General features: G+C 41.6%; 18 protein-coding genes. 3 read left to right on the plus strand and 15 right to left on the minus strand.

Annotated elements, in window-relative coordinates:
- Nucleotides 1-35 precede the first annotated feature (35 nt).
- The 10 genes from MHI35_RS15810 to MHI35_RS15855 form a co-directional block, all read right to left on the minus strand.
- Entirely contained in the window at nt 36-1,427 is a 1,392-nt protein-coding gene (locus tag MHI35_RS15810; RefSeq protein ID WP_151022497.1) for a PcsB-like coiled-coil domain-containing protein, read from the minus strand.
- A gap of 363 nt (nt 1,428-1,790) precedes the next feature.
- Complete coding sequence (locus MHI35_RS15815) at nt 1,791-3,248, minus strand: tetratricopeptide repeat protein (protein ID WP_335349278.1); 1,458 nt, start codon at nt 3,246-3,248, stop codon at nt 1,791-1,793.
- A 131-nt stretch (nt 3,249-3,379) separates the two neighbouring features.
- Nucleotides 3,380-4,009 (minus strand): bifunctional phosphoribosyl-AMP cyclohydrolase/phosphoribosyl-ATP diphosphatase HisIE, encoded by a 630-nt coding sequence (hisIE, locus tag MHI35_RS15820; protein WP_144502978.1) that lies wholly within the window; start codon nt 4,007-4,009, stop codon nt 3,380-3,382.
- A complete protein-coding gene (gene hisF, locus MHI35_RS15825; protein WP_144485348.1) occupies nt 4,006-4,764 on the minus strand; it encodes an imidazole glycerol phosphate synthase subunit HisF in 759 nt (252 codons plus the stop codon). The genes hisIE and hisF overlap by 4 nt, the downstream gene beginning before the upstream one ends.
- Nucleotides 4,761-5,498: a 1-(5-phosphoribosyl)-5-[(5-phosphoribosylamino)methylideneamino]imidazole-4-carboxamide isomerase gene (gene hisA, locus MHI35_RS15830; protein ID WP_335349277.1), complete on the minus strand. Its 738-nt coding sequence runs from the start codon at nt 5,496-5,498 to the stop codon at nt 4,761-4,763. Before hisA ends, hisF begins: the two co-directional genes overlap by 4 nt.
- Nucleotides 5,495-6,133 (minus strand): imidazole glycerol phosphate synthase subunit HisH, encoded by a 639-nt coding sequence (hisH, locus tag MHI35_RS15835; RefSeq protein WP_211063606.1) that lies wholly within the window; start codon nt 6,131-6,133, stop codon nt 5,495-5,497. The genes hisA and hisH overlap by 4 nt, the downstream gene beginning before the upstream one ends.
- Nucleotides 6,133-6,717, minus strand: coding sequence for an imidazoleglycerol-phosphate dehydratase HisB (hisB, locus tag MHI35_RS15840; protein WP_335349276.1), 585 nt, complete (start codon nt 6,715-6,717; stop codon nt 6,133-6,135). Before hisB ends, hisH begins: the two co-directional genes overlap by 1 nt.
- Nucleotides 6,714-8,003 carry a histidinol dehydrogenase gene (hisD, locus tag MHI35_RS15845; protein WP_211063608.1) on the minus strand — a complete coding sequence of 430 codons (1,290 nt, stop codon included), beginning with the start codon at nt 8,001-8,003 and terminating at the stop codon, nt 6,714-6,716. Before hisD ends, hisB begins: the two co-directional genes overlap by 4 nt.
- Complete coding sequence (gene hisG, locus MHI35_RS15850) at nt 8,000-8,641, minus strand: ATP phosphoribosyltransferase (protein WP_211063609.1); 642 nt, start codon at nt 8,639-8,641, stop codon at nt 8,000-8,002. Before hisG ends, hisD begins: the two co-directional genes overlap by 4 nt.
- Nucleotides 8,634-9,809 (minus strand): ATP phosphoribosyltransferase regulatory subunit, encoded by a 1,176-nt coding sequence (locus MHI35_RS15855; protein WP_211063610.1) that lies wholly within the window; start codon nt 9,807-9,809, stop codon nt 8,634-8,636. Before MHI35_RS15855 ends, hisG begins: the two co-directional genes overlap by 8 nt.
- A gap of 233 nt (nt 9,810-10,042) precedes the next feature.
- Between MHI35_RS15855 and MHI35_RS15860 the strand changes: the two genes are divergently transcribed.
- The 3 genes from MHI35_RS15860 (at nt 10,043) to MHI35_RS15870 (ending at nt 12,702) form a co-directional block, all read left to right on the plus strand.
- Nucleotides 10,043-10,837: a C39 family peptidase gene (locus MHI35_RS15860; RefSeq protein WP_335349275.1), complete on the plus strand. Its 795-nt coding sequence runs from the start codon at nt 10,043-10,045 to the stop codon at nt 10,835-10,837.
- Between the two features lie 199 nt (nt 10,838-11,036).
- The gene (locus tag MHI35_RS15865; RefSeq protein WP_144521811.1) at nt 11,037-11,603 is read left to right on the plus strand and encodes a MarR family winged helix-turn-helix transcriptional regulator; all 567 of its coding nucleotides are present in this window, start codon (nt 11,037-11,039) and stop codon (nt 11,601-11,603) included.
- A gap of 70 nt (nt 11,604-11,673) precedes the next feature.
- The gene (locus MHI35_RS15870; protein WP_335349274.1) at nt 11,674-12,702 is read left to right on the plus strand and encodes a serine hydrolase domain-containing protein; all 1,029 of its coding nucleotides are present in this window, start codon (nt 11,674-11,676) and stop codon (nt 12,700-12,702) included.
- 364 nt (nt 12,703-13,066) lie between these two features.
- On the opposite strand, the gene MHI35_RS15880 is transcribed toward MHI35_RS15870, so the two are convergent.
- From MHI35_RS15880 to lgt, 5 genes are all read right to left on the minus strand, one after another.
- Entirely contained in the window at nt 13,067-13,495 is a 429-nt protein-coding gene (locus MHI35_RS15880; protein WP_012011375.1) for an Rrf2 family transcriptional regulator, read from the minus strand.
- A gap of 69 nt (nt 13,496-13,564) precedes the next feature.
- On the minus strand, nt 13,565-14,083 hold the full coding sequence (locus MHI35_RS15885; RefSeq protein ID WP_335349273.1) for an acyltransferase: 519 nt from the start codon (nt 14,081-14,083) through the stop codon (nt 13,565-13,567).
- A gap of 1 nt (nt 14,084) precedes the next feature.
- A complete protein-coding gene (gene ppaX, locus MHI35_RS15890) occupies nt 14,085-14,735 on the minus strand; it encodes a pyrophosphatase PpaX (RefSeq protein ID WP_335349272.1) in 651 nt (216 codons plus the stop codon).
- Entirely contained in the window at nt 14,732-15,676 is a 945-nt protein-coding gene (locus MHI35_RS15895; protein ID WP_335349271.1) for a nucleoside recognition domain-containing protein, read from the minus strand. The genes ppaX and MHI35_RS15895 overlap by 4 nt, the downstream gene beginning before the upstream one ends.
- 19 nt (nt 15,677-15,695) lie before the next feature.
- Nucleotides 15,696-16,520 (minus strand): prolipoprotein diacylglyceryl transferase, encoded by an 825-nt coding sequence (gene lgt, locus MHI35_RS15900; protein WP_335349270.1) that lies wholly within the window; start codon nt 16,518-16,520, stop codon nt 15,696-15,698.
- Between the last annotated feature and the right edge of the window lie 2 nt (nt 16,521-16,522).

The raw sequence follows: 16,522 nt of genomic DNA on the forward strand, positions 1-16,522 counted from the left end.
GGAAGCCTGTTTACGGTTATATAGTAAGTAATGATTTATTCAACGACTCTTCTTACAACGCCATTGAATGCTTTTTTCCAGTAAACATTGCTCATAGAGTCAACTGAAACACCGCGAGAGCTGTTATCGTTCAAGAATGTACCGTTTCCTAAGTAAATACCAACGTGTCCATTTACTTTATACGTATCAAAGAACACAAGGTCTCCGCGTTTCATGTCAGATGCACTTACAGCTCTTCCTTTACCTACAAGCGTATCTGTTGTTGTACCGCCAACTGGTCCAAGGTTGATACCTGCTGATGCAAATGCCCAGCGAACGAATGAAGAACAGTCAAAACGACGTGCGTCAATATCAGCTTGTGATCTGCCGCCAGCCCATTTATATGGAGATTGTCCAACAATGGTAGAACCTGTGCTGATCGCACCTTCGATTCCGCCTACGTTACTGCTGACAGGTGATCCACCGCCAGTAGATGGCTTCTTGCTTGGTGAACTGCTGTTGTTGTTATTATTATTGTTGTTTGAAGAACCACTGTTACTGTTATTTGAAGACGGGCTACTGTCGTTAGTTGAGCTATTGTCTTCTGCTTGAACACTAGCTTGACGCTGCTGTTGTCTTTGTACTTTTTCTTCTTTTGCTTTTTGAGCTGCTTCTCTTGCTTCTTTTTCAGCTTGTTTTTGAGCAGCGATTGTTGCGTCTTTTTCAGATGCAATGCTGTTAGCCTCACTGTTTAACTCGCTGATTTGAGAAGAAGCACTTCCTTTTTGCTTTTTCACTTGCTTGAATAGCTTGTCTTTTTCATCAAGCTGTTTATTCAAGTCAGTTTGAAGTGTTTCAAGCTTTGCAAGTGTCTTTTGAACATCTTCAAGCTTTGTGTTTAATTCGTTTTCAGACTTTTGAAGCTCAGCTTTGTCTTTTTCTTGCTCTTTAATGATTTCGCTGTCTGCATTGATCAGTGTAGATACTGCACCTGCACGACTGATGAAATCGCTAAAGCTTTTCGCTCCTAGTAATACATCTATGTATTTCGTAGAACCGCCGCTTTCTTGAAGCGCACGTACACGCTTTTTCAAGAATTTGTTTCTATCTTCAATACGTTTTTCAGTATCAGCAATGTCTTTTTTCAGTGCGTTGATTTCTTTTTTCGTTTGTTCATTTTCTTTTTGCTTTTCTTCGATTTGATCACTTGTTTTTAAAGCTTTCTCATCAATTTCTTTTAGCTTTAGTGCAAGTGCCTCTTGTTTTGCTTCAAGCTTTGACAGCTCATCTTTTTTCTTTTGAAGGTTTTTGTTGACCTCAGATTGCTTGCTGTCCAGCTCTTGTTTCTTTTGTTCAAAGTTCTGTGCGTTTGCTTCATGAGTAAATGGGATAAATAAACCGCTCGCTCCGATCACCGAAGCTAAACCGAAAGTAATAAACTTTTTCACGAATAGTTCCTCCTTTGACAATTTCCAAGCGACATGAGAAAGCAGCAAATTCTCTGCGACCAATCTGTGCTATCTATGTCTTTCTTCCTGATTGATCAGTCAGATGTTGACCAGATTGTTTCTATCACTAGGTGTTTCATTATGTATAGTAAAATATCTAAATATATGTCTTTGTTTTAATCCACGATTTTCATTATACATGAGACATCGACAAAATGAGCTAATATTTTTATTACATTTATGTTTCAAAAACATGTCGTGATTGTCATACTTCGCCAAATCCTTGCAAATCCCACCTTTTTAACCAAGAAAAAAGCATGACCTTTTCGGCCACGCTTCAATCCTCTAAATCTATTTACCTATTTATTCGATTAATGAGCAAATGACTTGTTCGTATTTAGACAGTGTTTGAACACTGATTTGAAAAGAGGTTGCAATCTCTTTTTTGCTAATAGACTCTTCTTGCTCCTGCATCCATACATAATAAGATGATGCTGCCCATGCAGGCGCATTTTTCTTATCTACGCCAGAAGCACGTGCCTGCTGAATAATATGGAATAACCAAAAATAAGGCATATGACTGTCAGGCTGAACAGCTTCTTCCAAGCTGGAGGCCGCCTGTTTTGCAAAAACCGCATCTTCTGAAAAAGACCGTTCTTCCATTTCACCTTCATATAAGAGCAGTTCAATGAATTGCTGTTCGAAGGCTGTTTTCGCTGCGCGTGCATCAAGGACAGATTGAAGAACGTCACGCTCTCCTTTTTGTTTACTTACATAGTACGCCGTCAGCCGCTCCTCAATAGAGACCATCGGCTCAGTCTCCTCAGGTTTATCCTGCCACGGCTTGATTTCATCTGCATCGATATCTTCATCGACCATCTTATCCCAAACCGTCTGTGCAAGCGTTTTGTGACCTGTATAATATGCTGCGCTTGCGAGCCAGTATAGAAATGTACTATCACCTTGAAAGCCTGTTTTATACAAAGAATAAAGCCATTTAAAAGCCCATTCAAATTCTCCAACTAGGGCAAATGTTGCGCCAAGCTTATAACGCTGTTCACTTAATATTGGATACACGTGCGTTAATTGCTTTGCTAACGTATTGACCTTCTCTTCTTCTTTTTCATAATGATAGAAGACTAGCTGGTTGCAAAGGGCATGCAGATTACCCGGATTTTCATGTAGAACCCGGTTCAGCATCTCTTTTGCCTGATGGATTTGACCAGAATAAAAATAGGCCAATGCGAGATTATTATACGCTGACCAAAATTCTGGATACTCGACAATCATCTGTTCCAGCATCTCAATGGCTTCATCAAGCCTGCCGCTTTCTAGCAAGTGGTTTGCTTGGTCCTGCTTCACAATCAGGTCGTCCTGATCGTAAGGGAAATCTTCGTCCTCTTCGTCACTCATATCGAGCAGGTCGAGAAGGTCATCATTTTCATCTGCAAATTCCCCGTTCTCTTCTAATGAAGCATAAGCAGTCGCTGACTTATATGCCTCTTGAAAGAGTCCTAGATTCGCATAATTATTGGCTTTAAAATAATGACACTCAGACATATTTTCATCAATATGCTCAAGGATGAAATCAAGCAGTTCATTTGATTGTTGGAAATGACCCATTTCAGTATAAATAATAGCTAGTTGTGACAGCATTTCTACATTTTCAGGCTCAAGTACGATCGCCCGTTGTATTAGCTTACTTGCTCTAGATAGATTTCTTTCTCTATAAGCTTTTAGACCTTTATGAAAAAAGTAATGCCCATCTTGGAATAGCTGGACGACTTGTGTGTGATTATTTTGAGAAGTGTATTTACTCACTGATACCCTCCATTTCGAACAGTGTACCGTGTGTAGTATAACATACTTCAAGAGTCGTCACATAGAACAAAAGAAAAGGAAGGATTTGTTTTTCACTTAGGAAATAAAAAGCCAGAGGTTTCCCCGGCTTTTCACTCACCTTGATGACGTTTTTTTAATACTTTTAATACGTCATCAAGCGGCAATTGCTGTTCACGTAATAACACAAGCAGGTGATACAGAAGATCAGCTGTTTCCCATTTCAATTCTTCTTGATCCCGGTTTTTCGCGGCAATGATGACCTCTGACGCTTCTTCCCCTACTTTTTTCAGGATTTTATCGACCCCTTTTTCAAATAGATACGTTGTATAAGCACCTTCTGGCATTTCTGCCTGACGTTTCGCAATCACCTGTTCAAGTTCATTTAAAATTGCAAAACGATCCTGCTCTTCCGTTTGACGCTTCACGCCTTCTTCCGAAAAGCAGCTATAGCTGCCAGTGTGGCACGCTGGTCCACTTGGTGTGACAAGAACAAGCAGCGCATCCTTGTCACAGTCATATCGTATGGACGTGACTTGCTGAGTATGTCCAGATGTGGCACCTTTGTGCCAAAGCTCGTTTCTTGATCGGCTGTAAAACCATGTTTCTCCTGTTTCTAGTGTTTTTTCATAGGATTCTTGATTCATATACGCCAATGTCAAGACTTCCTTACTTTGAGCATCCTGTACAATTGCAGGTATCAGGCCTGCTTCATTAAAGGATAATTCGTTTGCCTGTTTCATCTGACCTTCACCCCGTGTTCTCTCAAGTATGTCTTTACCTCTTGAATTGAAGTCTCTTTATAATGAAAAATGGAGGCTGCTAGTGCTGCATCCGCTTCTCCTTTTGTAAATGCCTCCAGCATATGCTGAGCATTGCCAGCGCCTCCTGAAGCAATGACAGGCACAGTGACGGCTTCTGACACAAGCTTTGTTAATCGATGATCAAAGCCCTTTTTCTCACCGTCGGCATCCATACTTGTCAGCAAGATCTCTCCTGCCCCCCTCAGCACAGCTTCTTTTGCCCAATCGCTTACCTCTATATCCGTTTGACGACGCCCTCCGTGTGTATAAACCATGTACGCTTTTTTCTCTTCATCGTACTTTGCATCTATTGCGACGACGATGCACTGGGAACCAAAAAAATCGGCGCCTTCTGAAATCAGTTCTGGCCTTAAAACTGCCGCTGTGTTCACAGATACTTTGTCTGCGCCCGCTCTTAATATGCGTTTCATGTCATCAAGGTGGTTAATGCCGCCGCCTACCGTAAAAGGGATGGCAAGAGTGGACGCTACTTGCTTGACCACATCCACCATCGTTTTCCGGCCTTCATGAGAGGCAGAAATATCAAGGAAGACGAGTTCATCAGCCCCCTCCTCATCATATATCTGCGCTAATTCTACTGGATCACCAGCATCCTTTAAACCGAGGAACTGCACCCCTTTGACCACACGCCCTTCCTTCACATCAAGACATGGGATGATTCGTTTTGTCATCATACGCGGTCAAGCCCTTCAAATGCTTCTGCTAAAGTAAACCGCTCCGTATAAAGTGCCTTTCCAATGATCGCACCAGAAACGCCTGTCTGCTTTTGTGCTGACAGCTTTTGAAGATCGGCTACCGAACTGATACCACCTGAAGCAATGACTTGTTTGCCAGTCGCTTCTGCTAAACGAACTGTACTTTCCACATTGGGACCCGCCAGCATGCCGTCCATTTGAATATCTGTGAAAATAAAGACCTCTGCGCCTTCCTTTGCCAATTCTTTGCCGAGATCCTCTGCCTTCACTTTCGACGTTTCAAGCCAGCCCTCAGTCGATACGAATCCATTTCGCGCATCAATGCCAATCGCTATTTTCTCGCCATATTGCTCAAGCATTTTTTTCACAAAAGCAGGGTTAGAAACAGCCGAGCTGCCAAGGATGACCCGAGCTACGCCATTGTTTATATAAAAGGCAACGTCTTCTTCTGTCCGAATGCCGCCACCAATTTGTACTTTTACATCTAAGGATGAAGCAATCGCCAGCACATGCTCATGATTGACGCGATTCCCCGCTTTCGCACCATCTAGGTCAACGAGATGAATCCACTTTGCACCTTCATTTGCAAATCGCGTCGCCATATCGAGCGGCGAATCTCCATAAATGGTTTCTTGATCATAATCTCCTTGTACGAGCCGTACACATTTGCCATTTCTCATATCAATCGCTGGATACAATGTAAATTCACTCATTTGTTCACCCTCTGTTCGTTTGCTAGTTGAATAAATTGTTTGAGCAGCGCCATGCCCGTTGTACTACTTTTTTCAGGGTGAAACTGTGCGCCTAGCACATTTCCCTTGCCGACAATTGCTGGCACTTGAACGCCATAGTCTGCGCTTGCTAATTGCTCTTCTGGATTCATATCCCTCACATAATAAGAGTGAACAAAGTACGCAAACCCTTCCGGTACTCCGTCAAACAATGGGGAGGGCTGATGAAATGTGAGCTCATTCCACCCCATATGAGGCACCTTCAGCCTTTGCCCATCTTGGTCATGATCCTTTAAAAGAACGACACGCCCTTTTAGCAGTCCCAACCCTTTCGTACGCCCTGCCTCTTCACTTTCTTCAAATAACAGCTGCATCCCAAGGCAAATGCCAAATAGCAGCTTTCCTTCCTGCACGACTTGGTGGATAAATCCCTCAAGTCCTGTCTGTTTTAACAACTGCATCGCATCACGAAACGAACCGACCCCAGGCAAAATATAAGCATCTGCCTTTTTGAGCTCCTCCACATCAGCGGAGACAATATAACGGGCACCTGCTCGTTCCAGCGCTTTTGATACGCTGAACAAATTTCCCATTCCGTAATCAATGACACCGATCATTAGAGCATCCCCTTTGTCGAAGGAATCCCTTTCACACGTGGATCAATGGTTGTTGCTTCATCCAAAGCACGTGCCATCGCTTTAAAAATCGCTTCAATCATATGGTGCGTATTGGTTCCGTAGTGAACAATGACATGAAGATTTATACGGGCTTCTAGCGCAAACTTCCAAAGAAATTCATGCACTAGCTCTGTATCAAAGGTACCGACCTTTTGACTTGGGAAGGCCGCTGTCATTTCCAAATGAGGACGATTGCTTAAATCAACCACGACCTGAGCAAGCGTTTCATCCATTGGAACAAAACTCGAGCCATATCGCTTGATTCCCTTTTTATCACCTAACGCTTCCTTAAACATTTGCCCAAGCACGATGCCAATATCTTCTGTTGTGTGGTGATCATCAACATCCGTATCTCCTTTCGCATCGACGGTCAAATTAAAGTGTCCATGCTTCGTAAAAAGATCGAGCATGTGTGTCATAAAAGGGACATCTGTTTGAATATCCGCTTTTCCTTCTCCATCAATCTCTAACGCTAATGAAATATTCGTTTCATTTGTTTTTCTCGCTGTTTCCGCCTGTCTCATGACGATTCCTCCCGCTTTCTCGATTCAATTGACCTTGCATGCGCTTCGAGCCCTTCTAATCTGGCAAAAGCCGCAATGCTATCCCTGTGAGTCTCAAAGGCTTCTTGACTATATGAAATAATGCTCGTTTTCTTTTGAAAATCGGTCACACCAAGCGGGCTAGAAAATCTAGCAGTTCCGTTGGTTGGTAGCACGTGATTCGGTCCTGCAAAATAATCGCCTACCGGCTCAGGGCTATAACGCCCTAAAAAAATCGCCCCTGCATGCTTAATTTGACCAAGAAATGATTCTGGATAGGCTGTTAGCACCTCTAAATGCTCTGGCGCTAATTGATTGACGACGTCTACTGCACGATCCATGGAATTCGTCACGTATATACGGCCATGATGTTGTATGGATTTTGCGGCGATTGATTTTCTTGGTAAGGTGTCTAGCTGCGCTTGCACCTCAGCTTGCACGTTTTCCGCAAGTGTCTTAGACGGGGTGACCAAAATACTAGATGCCAGCGCATCATGCTCTGCCTGAGAAAGTAAATCAGCCGCCACCTCATGTGCTATAGCCGTCTCGTCTGCTAAAACCGCGATTTCACTTGGACCCGCAATCATATCAATGTCGACCTGACCAAATACTTCTCGCTTTGCCAATGCGACATAGATATTGCCTGGACCTGTGATTTTATCAACAGGCTGGATGGTTTCTGTTCCATAGGCAAGTGTCGCAATCGCCTGTGCACCGCCCATTTTATACATCTCAGAAATACCGAGCTCCTTCGCAGCAACGAGTACAGCATCAGATAGGCAACCGTCTTTCCCTGGTGGTGTCACAAGGACAATTCGCTGAACACCAGCGACAAGCGCCGGAATGACATTCATTAAAACAGATGATGGATAAGCAGCGGTTCCGCCGGGGACATACACACCAACTGCATCAAGCGGTGTCACCTTTTGTCCAAGCATCGAACCATCTTGCTGATGATAAAACCAAGAGGATGTCAGCTGACGCTCATGGTATGTGCGAATATTGCGGATAGCCGTTTGGATCACCTGAATCATGGCTGGGTCCAAGCGTTCGAAGGCTTTTGTCATTTCCTCCTCTGTGACAAGCGGATCTTCAAGCAGCACCCCATCAAATTGCTTTGTAAAAGACTGTACCGCTTGATCGCCATTTATTCTCACTTCTTGTATAATCCGCTGAACAGCCAAGCGCTGCTCTTCCGTGCCCGTATCTAAAGTCCGTTTGAGTGAGAGTGTGTCTGTGTCACCTTCTTGTATGTAGGTGATGTTCATGATGTTTCCTCCCCTTCAATGATTCTTGCAAGGCGCTGCGCCATTTTATCAATCACCGCATCCTTCATCCGATAGCTCACAGGATTGACTATAAACCGTGACGTAATATCACAAATATGCTCCGTTTCAACAAGACCGTTTTCCTTAAGTGTTTGACCTGTAGAGACAATATCAACAATACGATCGGCGAGTCCGATGAGCGGTGCTAATTCAATGGAACCATTCAGTTTAATGATCTCTACTTGCTCCCCTTGCTCTCTAAAATAGGAAGATGCGACATTTGGGTACTTTGTGGCCACACGCGGCGCGACACCACCCCAGCTGGCTCCTGGCAATCCGGCAACTGCTAAATGGCATTTACTGATGTTTAAATCAAGCACCTCGTACACATCACGAGCTTCTTCGAGCATGACATCCTTTCCTGCAATGCCCACATCGGCTACACCGTGCTCTACATAAGTCGTCACATCCATTGGTTTCGCTAAAATAAAGCGGAGGCTTTCTTCCGGTACATCAATGATTAACTTTCTTGAATCCTCGAATTCCTCTGGCAGTTGATAACCCGCCTGCCTTAACAGCCCTGCGGCTTCCTCAAATATTCGGCCCTTCGGCATCGCCATCGTCAACACTTTACCCATTTTGCTCTCCCTTTCTAGCGCCGATAAAATAAGTCACCTGCTCAAATGCCTTGGTCATCGCGTCAATGTTTTCAATCCCTGCTAAGTCTTGCAGCACGATCTTTTTCCCTTTTGACCGCTCCTTTTCTGCAAAAGCAAAAGCTTCCAGACGTTGTTCTTTACTAAAAATCACTGCCTCCTGCGGCTCATTGATTTCTTTTGCATCAAGCGCTTCAAGCAGACGGTCTAATCGAAGTCCGAATCCTGTGGCTGGTGCAGGTGCATCAAAATGAGCAAGCAATTGGTCATATCTGCCGCCACTTCCGATGACTGACCCAACATGATCTGCAAATACTTCAAACAAAATACCCGTGTAGTAGCTCATATGACTCACCATGCTTAAATCGAGACGAATATATTCTGTACAGCCGTAATCTTCAAGTGTCTCCCAAAGCGACTTTAACTGCGCGAGTACCTCTTTTCCTTCTTGTGAAACGACGATGTCCTCTGCCCGCTCCGTGACTTCCTGGCCGCCTCTTAACTCTAAAAGCTGTAGCAGCCTCGTTTTATCGATGGAGGAGAGTGGCAATTGCTTCACATGCTGACGATATCCTACATAATTCTTTTCATATAAAAATCGGCGAAGGACGTTTGCACGCTCTGTATTTCCCAGCACATCTACAAATAACGTCTCTGCTAAAGCGACATGCCCTATTGCAATTTTGAAGGAATTGAGCCCAGCATTTTTTAATGCGAATACGACAAGCGCGATCACTTCAGCATCTGCACTAATCGAACCGTCTCCAATCAACTCAATTCCGACCTGCTCAAATTCTGATGGCCTTCCGCCTTCTCTTTCCTGCGCCCGAAACACATTGGCCGCATACCCAACGCGAAGTGGATACGCCTGTTCATGGAGCTTTGATGCCGCTACTCTCGCAATAGGTCCCGTCATATCAGGTCTAAGTACTAGGGTTTGCCCGTTCTGATCTAAAAGCTTAAAGAGCTGTGTATCTGTAATCGCCGATTGAACACCGACTGTATCGTAAAATTCAAGCGTTGGTGTCTCCATCAACCGGTAACCCCAACCATTCATGACCTCTGTTAAAGAATGTCTCACTTTTTTCTTCGTCTCATACAATCCTGGTAATGAATCCCGCATACCATACGGTTTCTCAAACATAAACATGTTCTTCTGCACCTCCAACACATTAAAACAAAAAATTCCGAATCCTTTAGTTCGCTAATATGATAATATGCTAACAAAATAAAGTGATTAAATCAATCATTTTTATTTTCTCTCTATTTTCATGAAAAATTTGTGGAATTATTACATTCAAGTGAAACCTGTCCCTATTCTGCATGTTCAGTGAAAGAACGTGCTATAATACATAAAAATATTGAATAAAACAGGAGATTACAGTGAAGTTCATCCAGACATTAATCCTAACTTTGTTGTGCGCATGCCTTGTTTATTTCGGCTTTATATACGTGACACAAATCGACCAAGTCAAAAAGACAGCTTCACCACACGAAGCAGCCAAAGAAAAAGAAAACGATACGGCACTTGCAGCTGAAGAAACACGATCAACGAAAAAAACAGACGCCTCTTATTCTTCTTTAAAAGGAAGTAAAAAAGCCATGGACGTCATCCTCTACAATCAAATGGATGCCCCAAAGCTTTATAATGGATGCGAAGTCACAAGCTTAGCGATGCTTCTCCATTACAGCGGCTTTGAGCAAGTGACGAAAGACGCATTGGCAAATGAAATCAAACGTGTTCCGCTCAATTATGAAAATGGTTTAAAAGGAGACCCACGTGACGGGTTTGTAGGAGATATGGAGAATGGACCCGGTCTCGGTGTATACCATGAACCTATTTATCAGCTTGCGAAAAAATATGCAGGCGCTCAAGTCGTCGATTTAAGCGGAAAACCTGTCAAAAAAGCCATATATCAATCACTTGAAAAAGGGTATCCTGTTTGGGTGATTACCACATCCACCTTTGACAAAATAGATAACATCGAAACATGGAATACACCAAATGGCAAAATCGATGTAAGCTTTAATATGCATAGCGTGGTCATCACAGGCTATGACAAGGAGCATGTCTACTTAAATAACCCATACGGAGAAAAGAATCAAAAAGTCGACCGCGATCAGTTTGAAGATTCTTGGGAACAGATGGGTAGTCAAGCGATTATCATTAAAGCGTAAAAAACAACCTCTATTAGTATGCATAGAGGTTGTTTTTAATTCTCCATTAATTATAAAAATTCAACTTGAAATATCCGGTTGCAAACTGGGGTCTTTCTTCTTCTTAAGAGATTTTTCGACCCTAAATAAAATAGACAGTATATTGACTAATGTGATACAGTTAATTTAGACAGTATATTGACTAAATTGGAGGTTAATTATGGATATTTACAGAGAACTTTTTTTAATGCAGCAAACGTACGGTACTTTATTTTCTCTAGCAAATAAAATTCAGATGAGAGGTGACAAGTTCCTTGAACTTTTGACATCCAGGCAGTATATGGCAATGATAGCAATTGCGCATTTACCTGAAGATGAAACAACTTTAAATAATATAGCTAGAAAACTAGGTACCACAAAACAGAGCGTAAAACAGTTAATCACAATTATGGAAAACAAGGGGTTTGTCCACGTAGTTCCTAGTAAGAAAGATAAACGTGCGATTAATGTAAAAATAACTCAAACTGGAAAAGAAGTATTGCTAGTCGTTTCAGAAAAAGGAATCTTTTTTTTAGAAGAACTATTTAACAAGTTATCAACTGAAGAATTAGAAACAATGTGGAACCTTTTAAAGAAACTTTATAGTTTTGACGGTGAAGAACAAGATGGATTTGAAGAAGATGGTCACTTACAAATGGATGAAGATCATAGTGAATTACAAATGAAAGTAATGAAGGAGTTTGAGAAACGAAGAATTCAAACAATTAATAAGAGAAATAAAATGTGAAAAATTTATTTTTTGAATAATAAATGAACTTTTCTAAATATCCCCACAACCAAAGAAAGGGAGATCAATTATGTTTGAAATCAGTGATGAAACATTACGATTAATTAAAAGAGCCTGTAGAGGAAAAAAACATTTAAAATTAACGGTTGGCTATTTAACAGACAATCATTCTGTAATAAAAATTTATAATGAACACGGTGAACTTGATTCATCAAAAAAATACCATTATGAAATTGGTTCTATTACAAAGACTTTTACTGCATCTTTGCTATCTAAATATGTATTTGAAAAAAAATTATCAATAAACGATTCAATACAAAAATTCACAGAAGAAGTTAAAGGAGACAATTATTATCCTACATTGCTCCGCCTTGCTACCCACTCTTCTGGATATTCAGCAAGACTGCCATTAAATAGACGGGAATATTCTAAGCTAATTTTAGATTTGATTCTTGGCAGTGGGGATTTAAATATGAATAATCCATTAAATATGGATTTTAACAAAATGAAAATGCTCATTAAAAATCATACATTAAAGGACATGGATTATTCATGGAAATATTCAAATTTTGGTATATCACTTATTGGGTATGCGTTGGGGATTGCATCAGGCAAAGGATATTGGGACACTATGAATGACTTTCTTCATCATGAGCTTGGACTAAACGGTACTTATTTAGGCACATCAAATAATAATTTACATGGTTATGACAGAAAAAATAATGAGTACGGTAACTGGAAATGGAACAAAGAGAATCTTATATCACCTGCGGGTGCAATCAGTTCCACTGCTGATGATTTACTGAAATATGCAAAAATCAACATTTACGAAGATCATCCATATTTGTCGCTTTGTCATAAAAAACATGGAAATGGAACAAAAAAATATGATATGGGCCTTGGATGGTTCCTTTTAAAGAAAAACAATCATGTTATTTTTCATGGTGGTGGAACAGGTTGTTTTAGTTCATTTTTAGTGATTGATAAAGAAAAGAAAGTTGCCTCCGTAGTTTTAGCCAATTATAGATTAGGTAGAAATGACGATGAAAATATAGGAATGTCCTTATTAGAAAGTCTACAAAAATCAGTCATTTCTTAATTACTCCATAAAATGACGCTCTTCTGAAGTAACGAAAGCCTAATTTCTCACTTATAACACTCGGGAATTTCGGCTTTTTATATTTCCTTAACATTGTGATTCCCCCGTAAGCTAACTAGATCAAAGAATGCAATTGGACTAAGAAGGTCCATTTCAAACCATCAATTCTCCTTGCTGTAAAGCCATAGCAGCAGACTCCTTAGGTAACACTGGTGTGTCCACAAGCGTTGTTGTTTTTGCCTCATTAACCAATAGATTGCCTGCTCCGCCAACTGCGATTAAAGGAGTCTCAGATACCTATTTTAAAATGCCAACCGTATTGTAATCAACATAGTTACAACAAGAGCAAAAAAAATTGAATAGATCATCCAATTTTTTTGATTAACACCTGCGTTAGTTCACTTAATTTGATCTCAGCAAGCACTTGCTCCATTGCACTTTGAGCGCGGCACAAGATTAACTCAAGCACAGCTTGGATATTTGCACCGATCGGACAGTCAGGATTTGGGCTTTCATGGATTTGAAACAATTCTCCCTCATCCACCACTTCAACCGCTTTATACACATCAAGTAGCGTGATCTCGTCTTCACTGCGGTTCAGCTGAGAACCACCTTTGCCAAGACTCGTCGAGATTAGGCCTGCTTTTTTTAATTTACTCATAATACGGCGGATAACAACTGGGTTTGTATTCACACTTCCCGCAATATCCTCCGATGTCTGTAATGATCCTTTTTCAAGTGATAGCAAGGCCAGAATATGGACAGCGACAGTAAATCTGCTGCTGATTTTCATGTTTTCTCACCTCTGTTGTAATCATTATAGTTACACCATAACATATTGTCAACAAAAAAGTCTGCCGAGCTACTCAGCAGACTTAGATTGACGTGCTTTCATTTCTTCTTTCGTATAAATCATGCGCATTGGATTTCCTCCAACAAATGAGCCTGCTGAAACATCCTTATGAACAAGTGTACCAGCCGACACGATCGCTCCGTCCCCAATGGTCACACCAGGTAAAATGGTAGAATTGGCTCCAATTAAGACTTCATCACCAATATAGACTTCCCCAAGTCTGTATTCTTTAATCAAATACTCATGGGTCAAAATGGTGGTGTTATAGCCAATCACCGAATTTCGACCGACCGTGATTTTCTCAGGAAACATGAGATCCACCATGACCATTAAGGCAAACGCTGTATCTTCGCCGACCTTCATACGAAGAAAGGTTCTGTATATCCAATTTTTCATTCCCATAAAGGGCGTGTACCGTGCGATTTGAATGAAAATAAAGTTTTTCACCACTTTGAAAAAAGGAACCGTCCGATAGACTTGACGTAACGAATTGACCCCTTTTACAGGATAACGATCTGTTTTTCTCAACTCAATCAGCTCCAACAATCGCCAGGAGATCACTCATTTTCTTTAACATAAAATCAGGGCGATGCTTTAAAAGGGCTTCTTCTCCCTTAATCGACCAAGCAACACCTGCTGTTTTTGTCCCTGCCGCTTGACCAGACAAAATATCGTGATAATTGTCACCGACCATCACCGCTTCATGTGGATCACTGCCAAGCTTGGATAATGCCAGTTGGACTGGCTCAGGATGCGGCTTTTCATTTTGGACATCATCGAGCGTCACAATCACCTCAAAGAATGGCTCTAAACCGGTCAGCTTCAATCCCATTAACACTGTGTCACGTATCTTTGTTGTAACAATGCCAAGCTTAAATCCTCGATCCTGCAAGATTTTCAATGTATCTATAACAGTCTCATATTCAGTCACGAGCAGATCATGCTGTTCATGATTAAATTTGCGGTACATCTGAATCATGTCATCCGTTAGATTAGGGTCCATCGCAGAGAATGTATCAAATAATGACGGACCAATGAAATGAAGGATTTCTTCACGGCTGTACTGACCAGGGTAATAATGATCAAGCGTATGTTGAAATGAAGCAATAATTAATTCATTTGTATTGATTAATGTGCCATCTAAATCAAATAGCACGGTGTTAATAGTTGATTCGTTCATATGGCTTCCTTTCTAACAGCTGCAAGTTCGCGCTTTCGCCAAATATAGCTAATGGCAGCTGTTAATAAAATAGCAGATATCAGACGGATGACAAGAAGCGGCCACACAGGAATCCCAAGAGGAATAAATATCAGCGTATCTTCGACCACTGCATGGCAAGCAACAAGGAAAATGAAAGCAAGGGTTAAATCCTTTTTACTCACGCCGTCCTCTTCCACTGCCTTCATCATCACGCCAGCTCCGTATGCTAGACCAATGGTTAACCCAGCGACCATCGTCATCGACGTATTTTCTTTCATTCCAAGCATTCTCGTAAATGGAGACATCCACTTAGACAGCGTATGGAGCCATCCTAAATCTCTCATGAATTGAATGATAATCATAAGAGGGATGACGATACAGGCGAGCTGGAGCACGCCGAGTACGGCTTTTTGTAAAGCGACTAGGACAATCATGTACCAGCTGGAAGGCACATCAGCCGTCTGAGCTGCCGTCAGTAGTCCATATTGTGCCGGCTCCTGGCCTCCCTGCCAAACGAGATGAATGACAATAGCTGAAACTACAGCAAGACTGATTCTGACCAGCAAAATGACTGACACTCTGAGTCCAACCTTTGCTGCCACTGTCGATTCGATGATCAGGTTATGACAAAAGGACAGCATCACAGCCAAAATAAACACTTCCTTCACAGGAAGATCTAGTGTCAAAATGGCGGCAATGCCCGCATACAAGTTCAGCACATTTCCTAATACAAGCGGAATGGCCGCTTCTCCTGAAAGACCAAACAACCCCATAAACGGCCGTATGAATTGAATAATCCAATCCATAACAGGCGTATGCTGCAAGATACTGACGAGAATGGTAACCGGAAAGATGACTTTTCCAAGTGTCCAAGTTGTCGATAGCCCTGCTTTTAAGCCGTTTTTCCATGTCTCCCGCATCCTTATGACCCCTCCTGCTTTAATTCGATGAGTTGTTTTCTTTATACGGAATTGATGCGTAACCTTTTATTCTTCTAAAGATAATCAGCAAAACAGCCACTGCAAAAATGGCAATCGAAATCATTTGAGCGATCCGAAGATGTTCTGTCAGCATCAAACTGTCCGTTCTCATACCTTCTATGAAGAAACGACCGATTGAATACCAAATTAAATAAGACAAGAAGATTTCGCCTCTACGCATCGATGTTCTACGTAATAAAATCAAGATCACAACACCGGCAAGATTCCATAATGATTCGTATAAGAACGTTGGGTGATAATAGGTTCCATCAATATACATTTGATTAATGATCAACTCAGGCAAATGTAAATTCTCTAAAAAGGCTCTTGAAACAGCCTCACCATGCGCTTCCTGATTAATAAAGTTCCCCCAGCGTCCAATGGCTTGCGCTAGTAAAATACTAGGTGCTGCCACATCGGCTATTTTCCAGAAGGACACCTTTTTCACTTTTGTGAAGATGATCGCTGTCAGAACAGCACCTATCAGCCCGCCATGAATGGCAATTCCGCCATGCCAAGTCTTAATGATTTCATTTGGGTGCTGCTGATAGTAATCCCATTCGAAGGATACATAATAAATTCGTGCACAAATAATCGCTATTGGAATGGCAAATAAGATTAAATCAATAAACGTATCTTTATTGATTCCTCTTTTCTCACATTCTCTCAGTGCGAGCCAGAGTCCTAGTAAGGCTCCTACCCCAATGATCACACCATACCAATGAACCGAAAGAGGTCCGAGCTGAAAAGCAATCGGATCAATTGGCTGAATCGCTTCGTTCATAT

It is taken from the genome of Bacillus sp. FSL K6-3459 (assembly GCF_038003305.1).
Lineage (GTDB): Bacteria > Bacillota > Bacilli > Bacillales > Bacillaceae > Bacillus > Bacillus pumilus_O.

Excerpts from the sequence above, each read along its gene's own strand:
- MHI35_RS15895 (WP_335349271.1), bottom strand. The coding sequence starts at position 15,676 with ATGCGGGAGACATGGAAAAACGGCTTAAAAGCAGGGCTATCGACAACT.
- hisD (WP_211063608.1), bottom strand. The coding sequence starts at position 8,003 with ATGAACATCACCTACATACAAGAAGGTGACACAGACACACTCTCACTC.
- hisF (WP_144485348.1), bottom strand. The coding sequence starts at position 4,764 with ATGATGACAAAACGAATCATCCCATGTCTTGATGTGAAGGAAGGGCGT.
- MHI35_RS15880 (WP_012011375.1), bottom strand. The coding sequence starts at position 13,495 with ATGAAAATCAGCAGCAGATTTACTGTCGCTGTCCATATTCTGGCCTTG.
- hisG (WP_211063609.1), bottom strand. The coding sequence starts at position 8,641 with ATGGGTAAAGTGTTGACGATGGCGATGCCGAAGGGCCGAATATTTGAG.
- lgt (WP_335349270.1), bottom strand. The coding sequence starts at position 16,520 with ATGAACGAAGCGATTCAGCCAATTGATCCGATTGCTTTTCAGCTCGGA.
- MHI35_RS15870 (WP_335349274.1), top strand. The coding sequence starts at position 11,674 with ATGTTTGAAATCAGTGATGAAACATTACGATTAATTAAAAGAGCCTGT.
- hisIE (WP_144502978.1), bottom strand. The coding sequence starts at position 4,009 with ATGAAACAGGCAAACGAATTATCCTTTAATGAAGCAGGCCTGATACCT.
- hisH (WP_211063606.1), bottom strand. The coding sequence starts at position 6,133 with ATGATCGGTGTCATTGATTACGGAATGGGAAATTTGTTCAGCGTATCA.
- ppaX (WP_335349272.1), bottom strand. The coding sequence starts at position 14,735 with ATGAACGAATCAACTATTAACACCGTGCTATTTGATTTAGATGGCACA.
- MHI35_RS15865 (WP_144521811.1), top strand. The coding sequence starts at position 11,037 with ATGGATATTTACAGAGAACTTTTTTTAATGCAGCAAACGTACGGTACT.
- hisA (WP_335349277.1), bottom strand. The coding sequence starts at position 5,498 with ATGAGTGAATTTACATTGTATCCAGCGATTGATATGAGAAATGGCAAA.
- hisB (WP_335349276.1), bottom strand. The coding sequence starts at position 6,717 with ATGAGACAGGCGGAAACAGCGAGAAAAACAAATGAAACGAATATTTCA.
- MHI35_RS15855 (WP_211063610.1), bottom strand. The coding sequence starts at position 9,809 with ATGTTTATGTTTGAGAAACCGTATGGTATGCGGGATTCATTACCAGGA.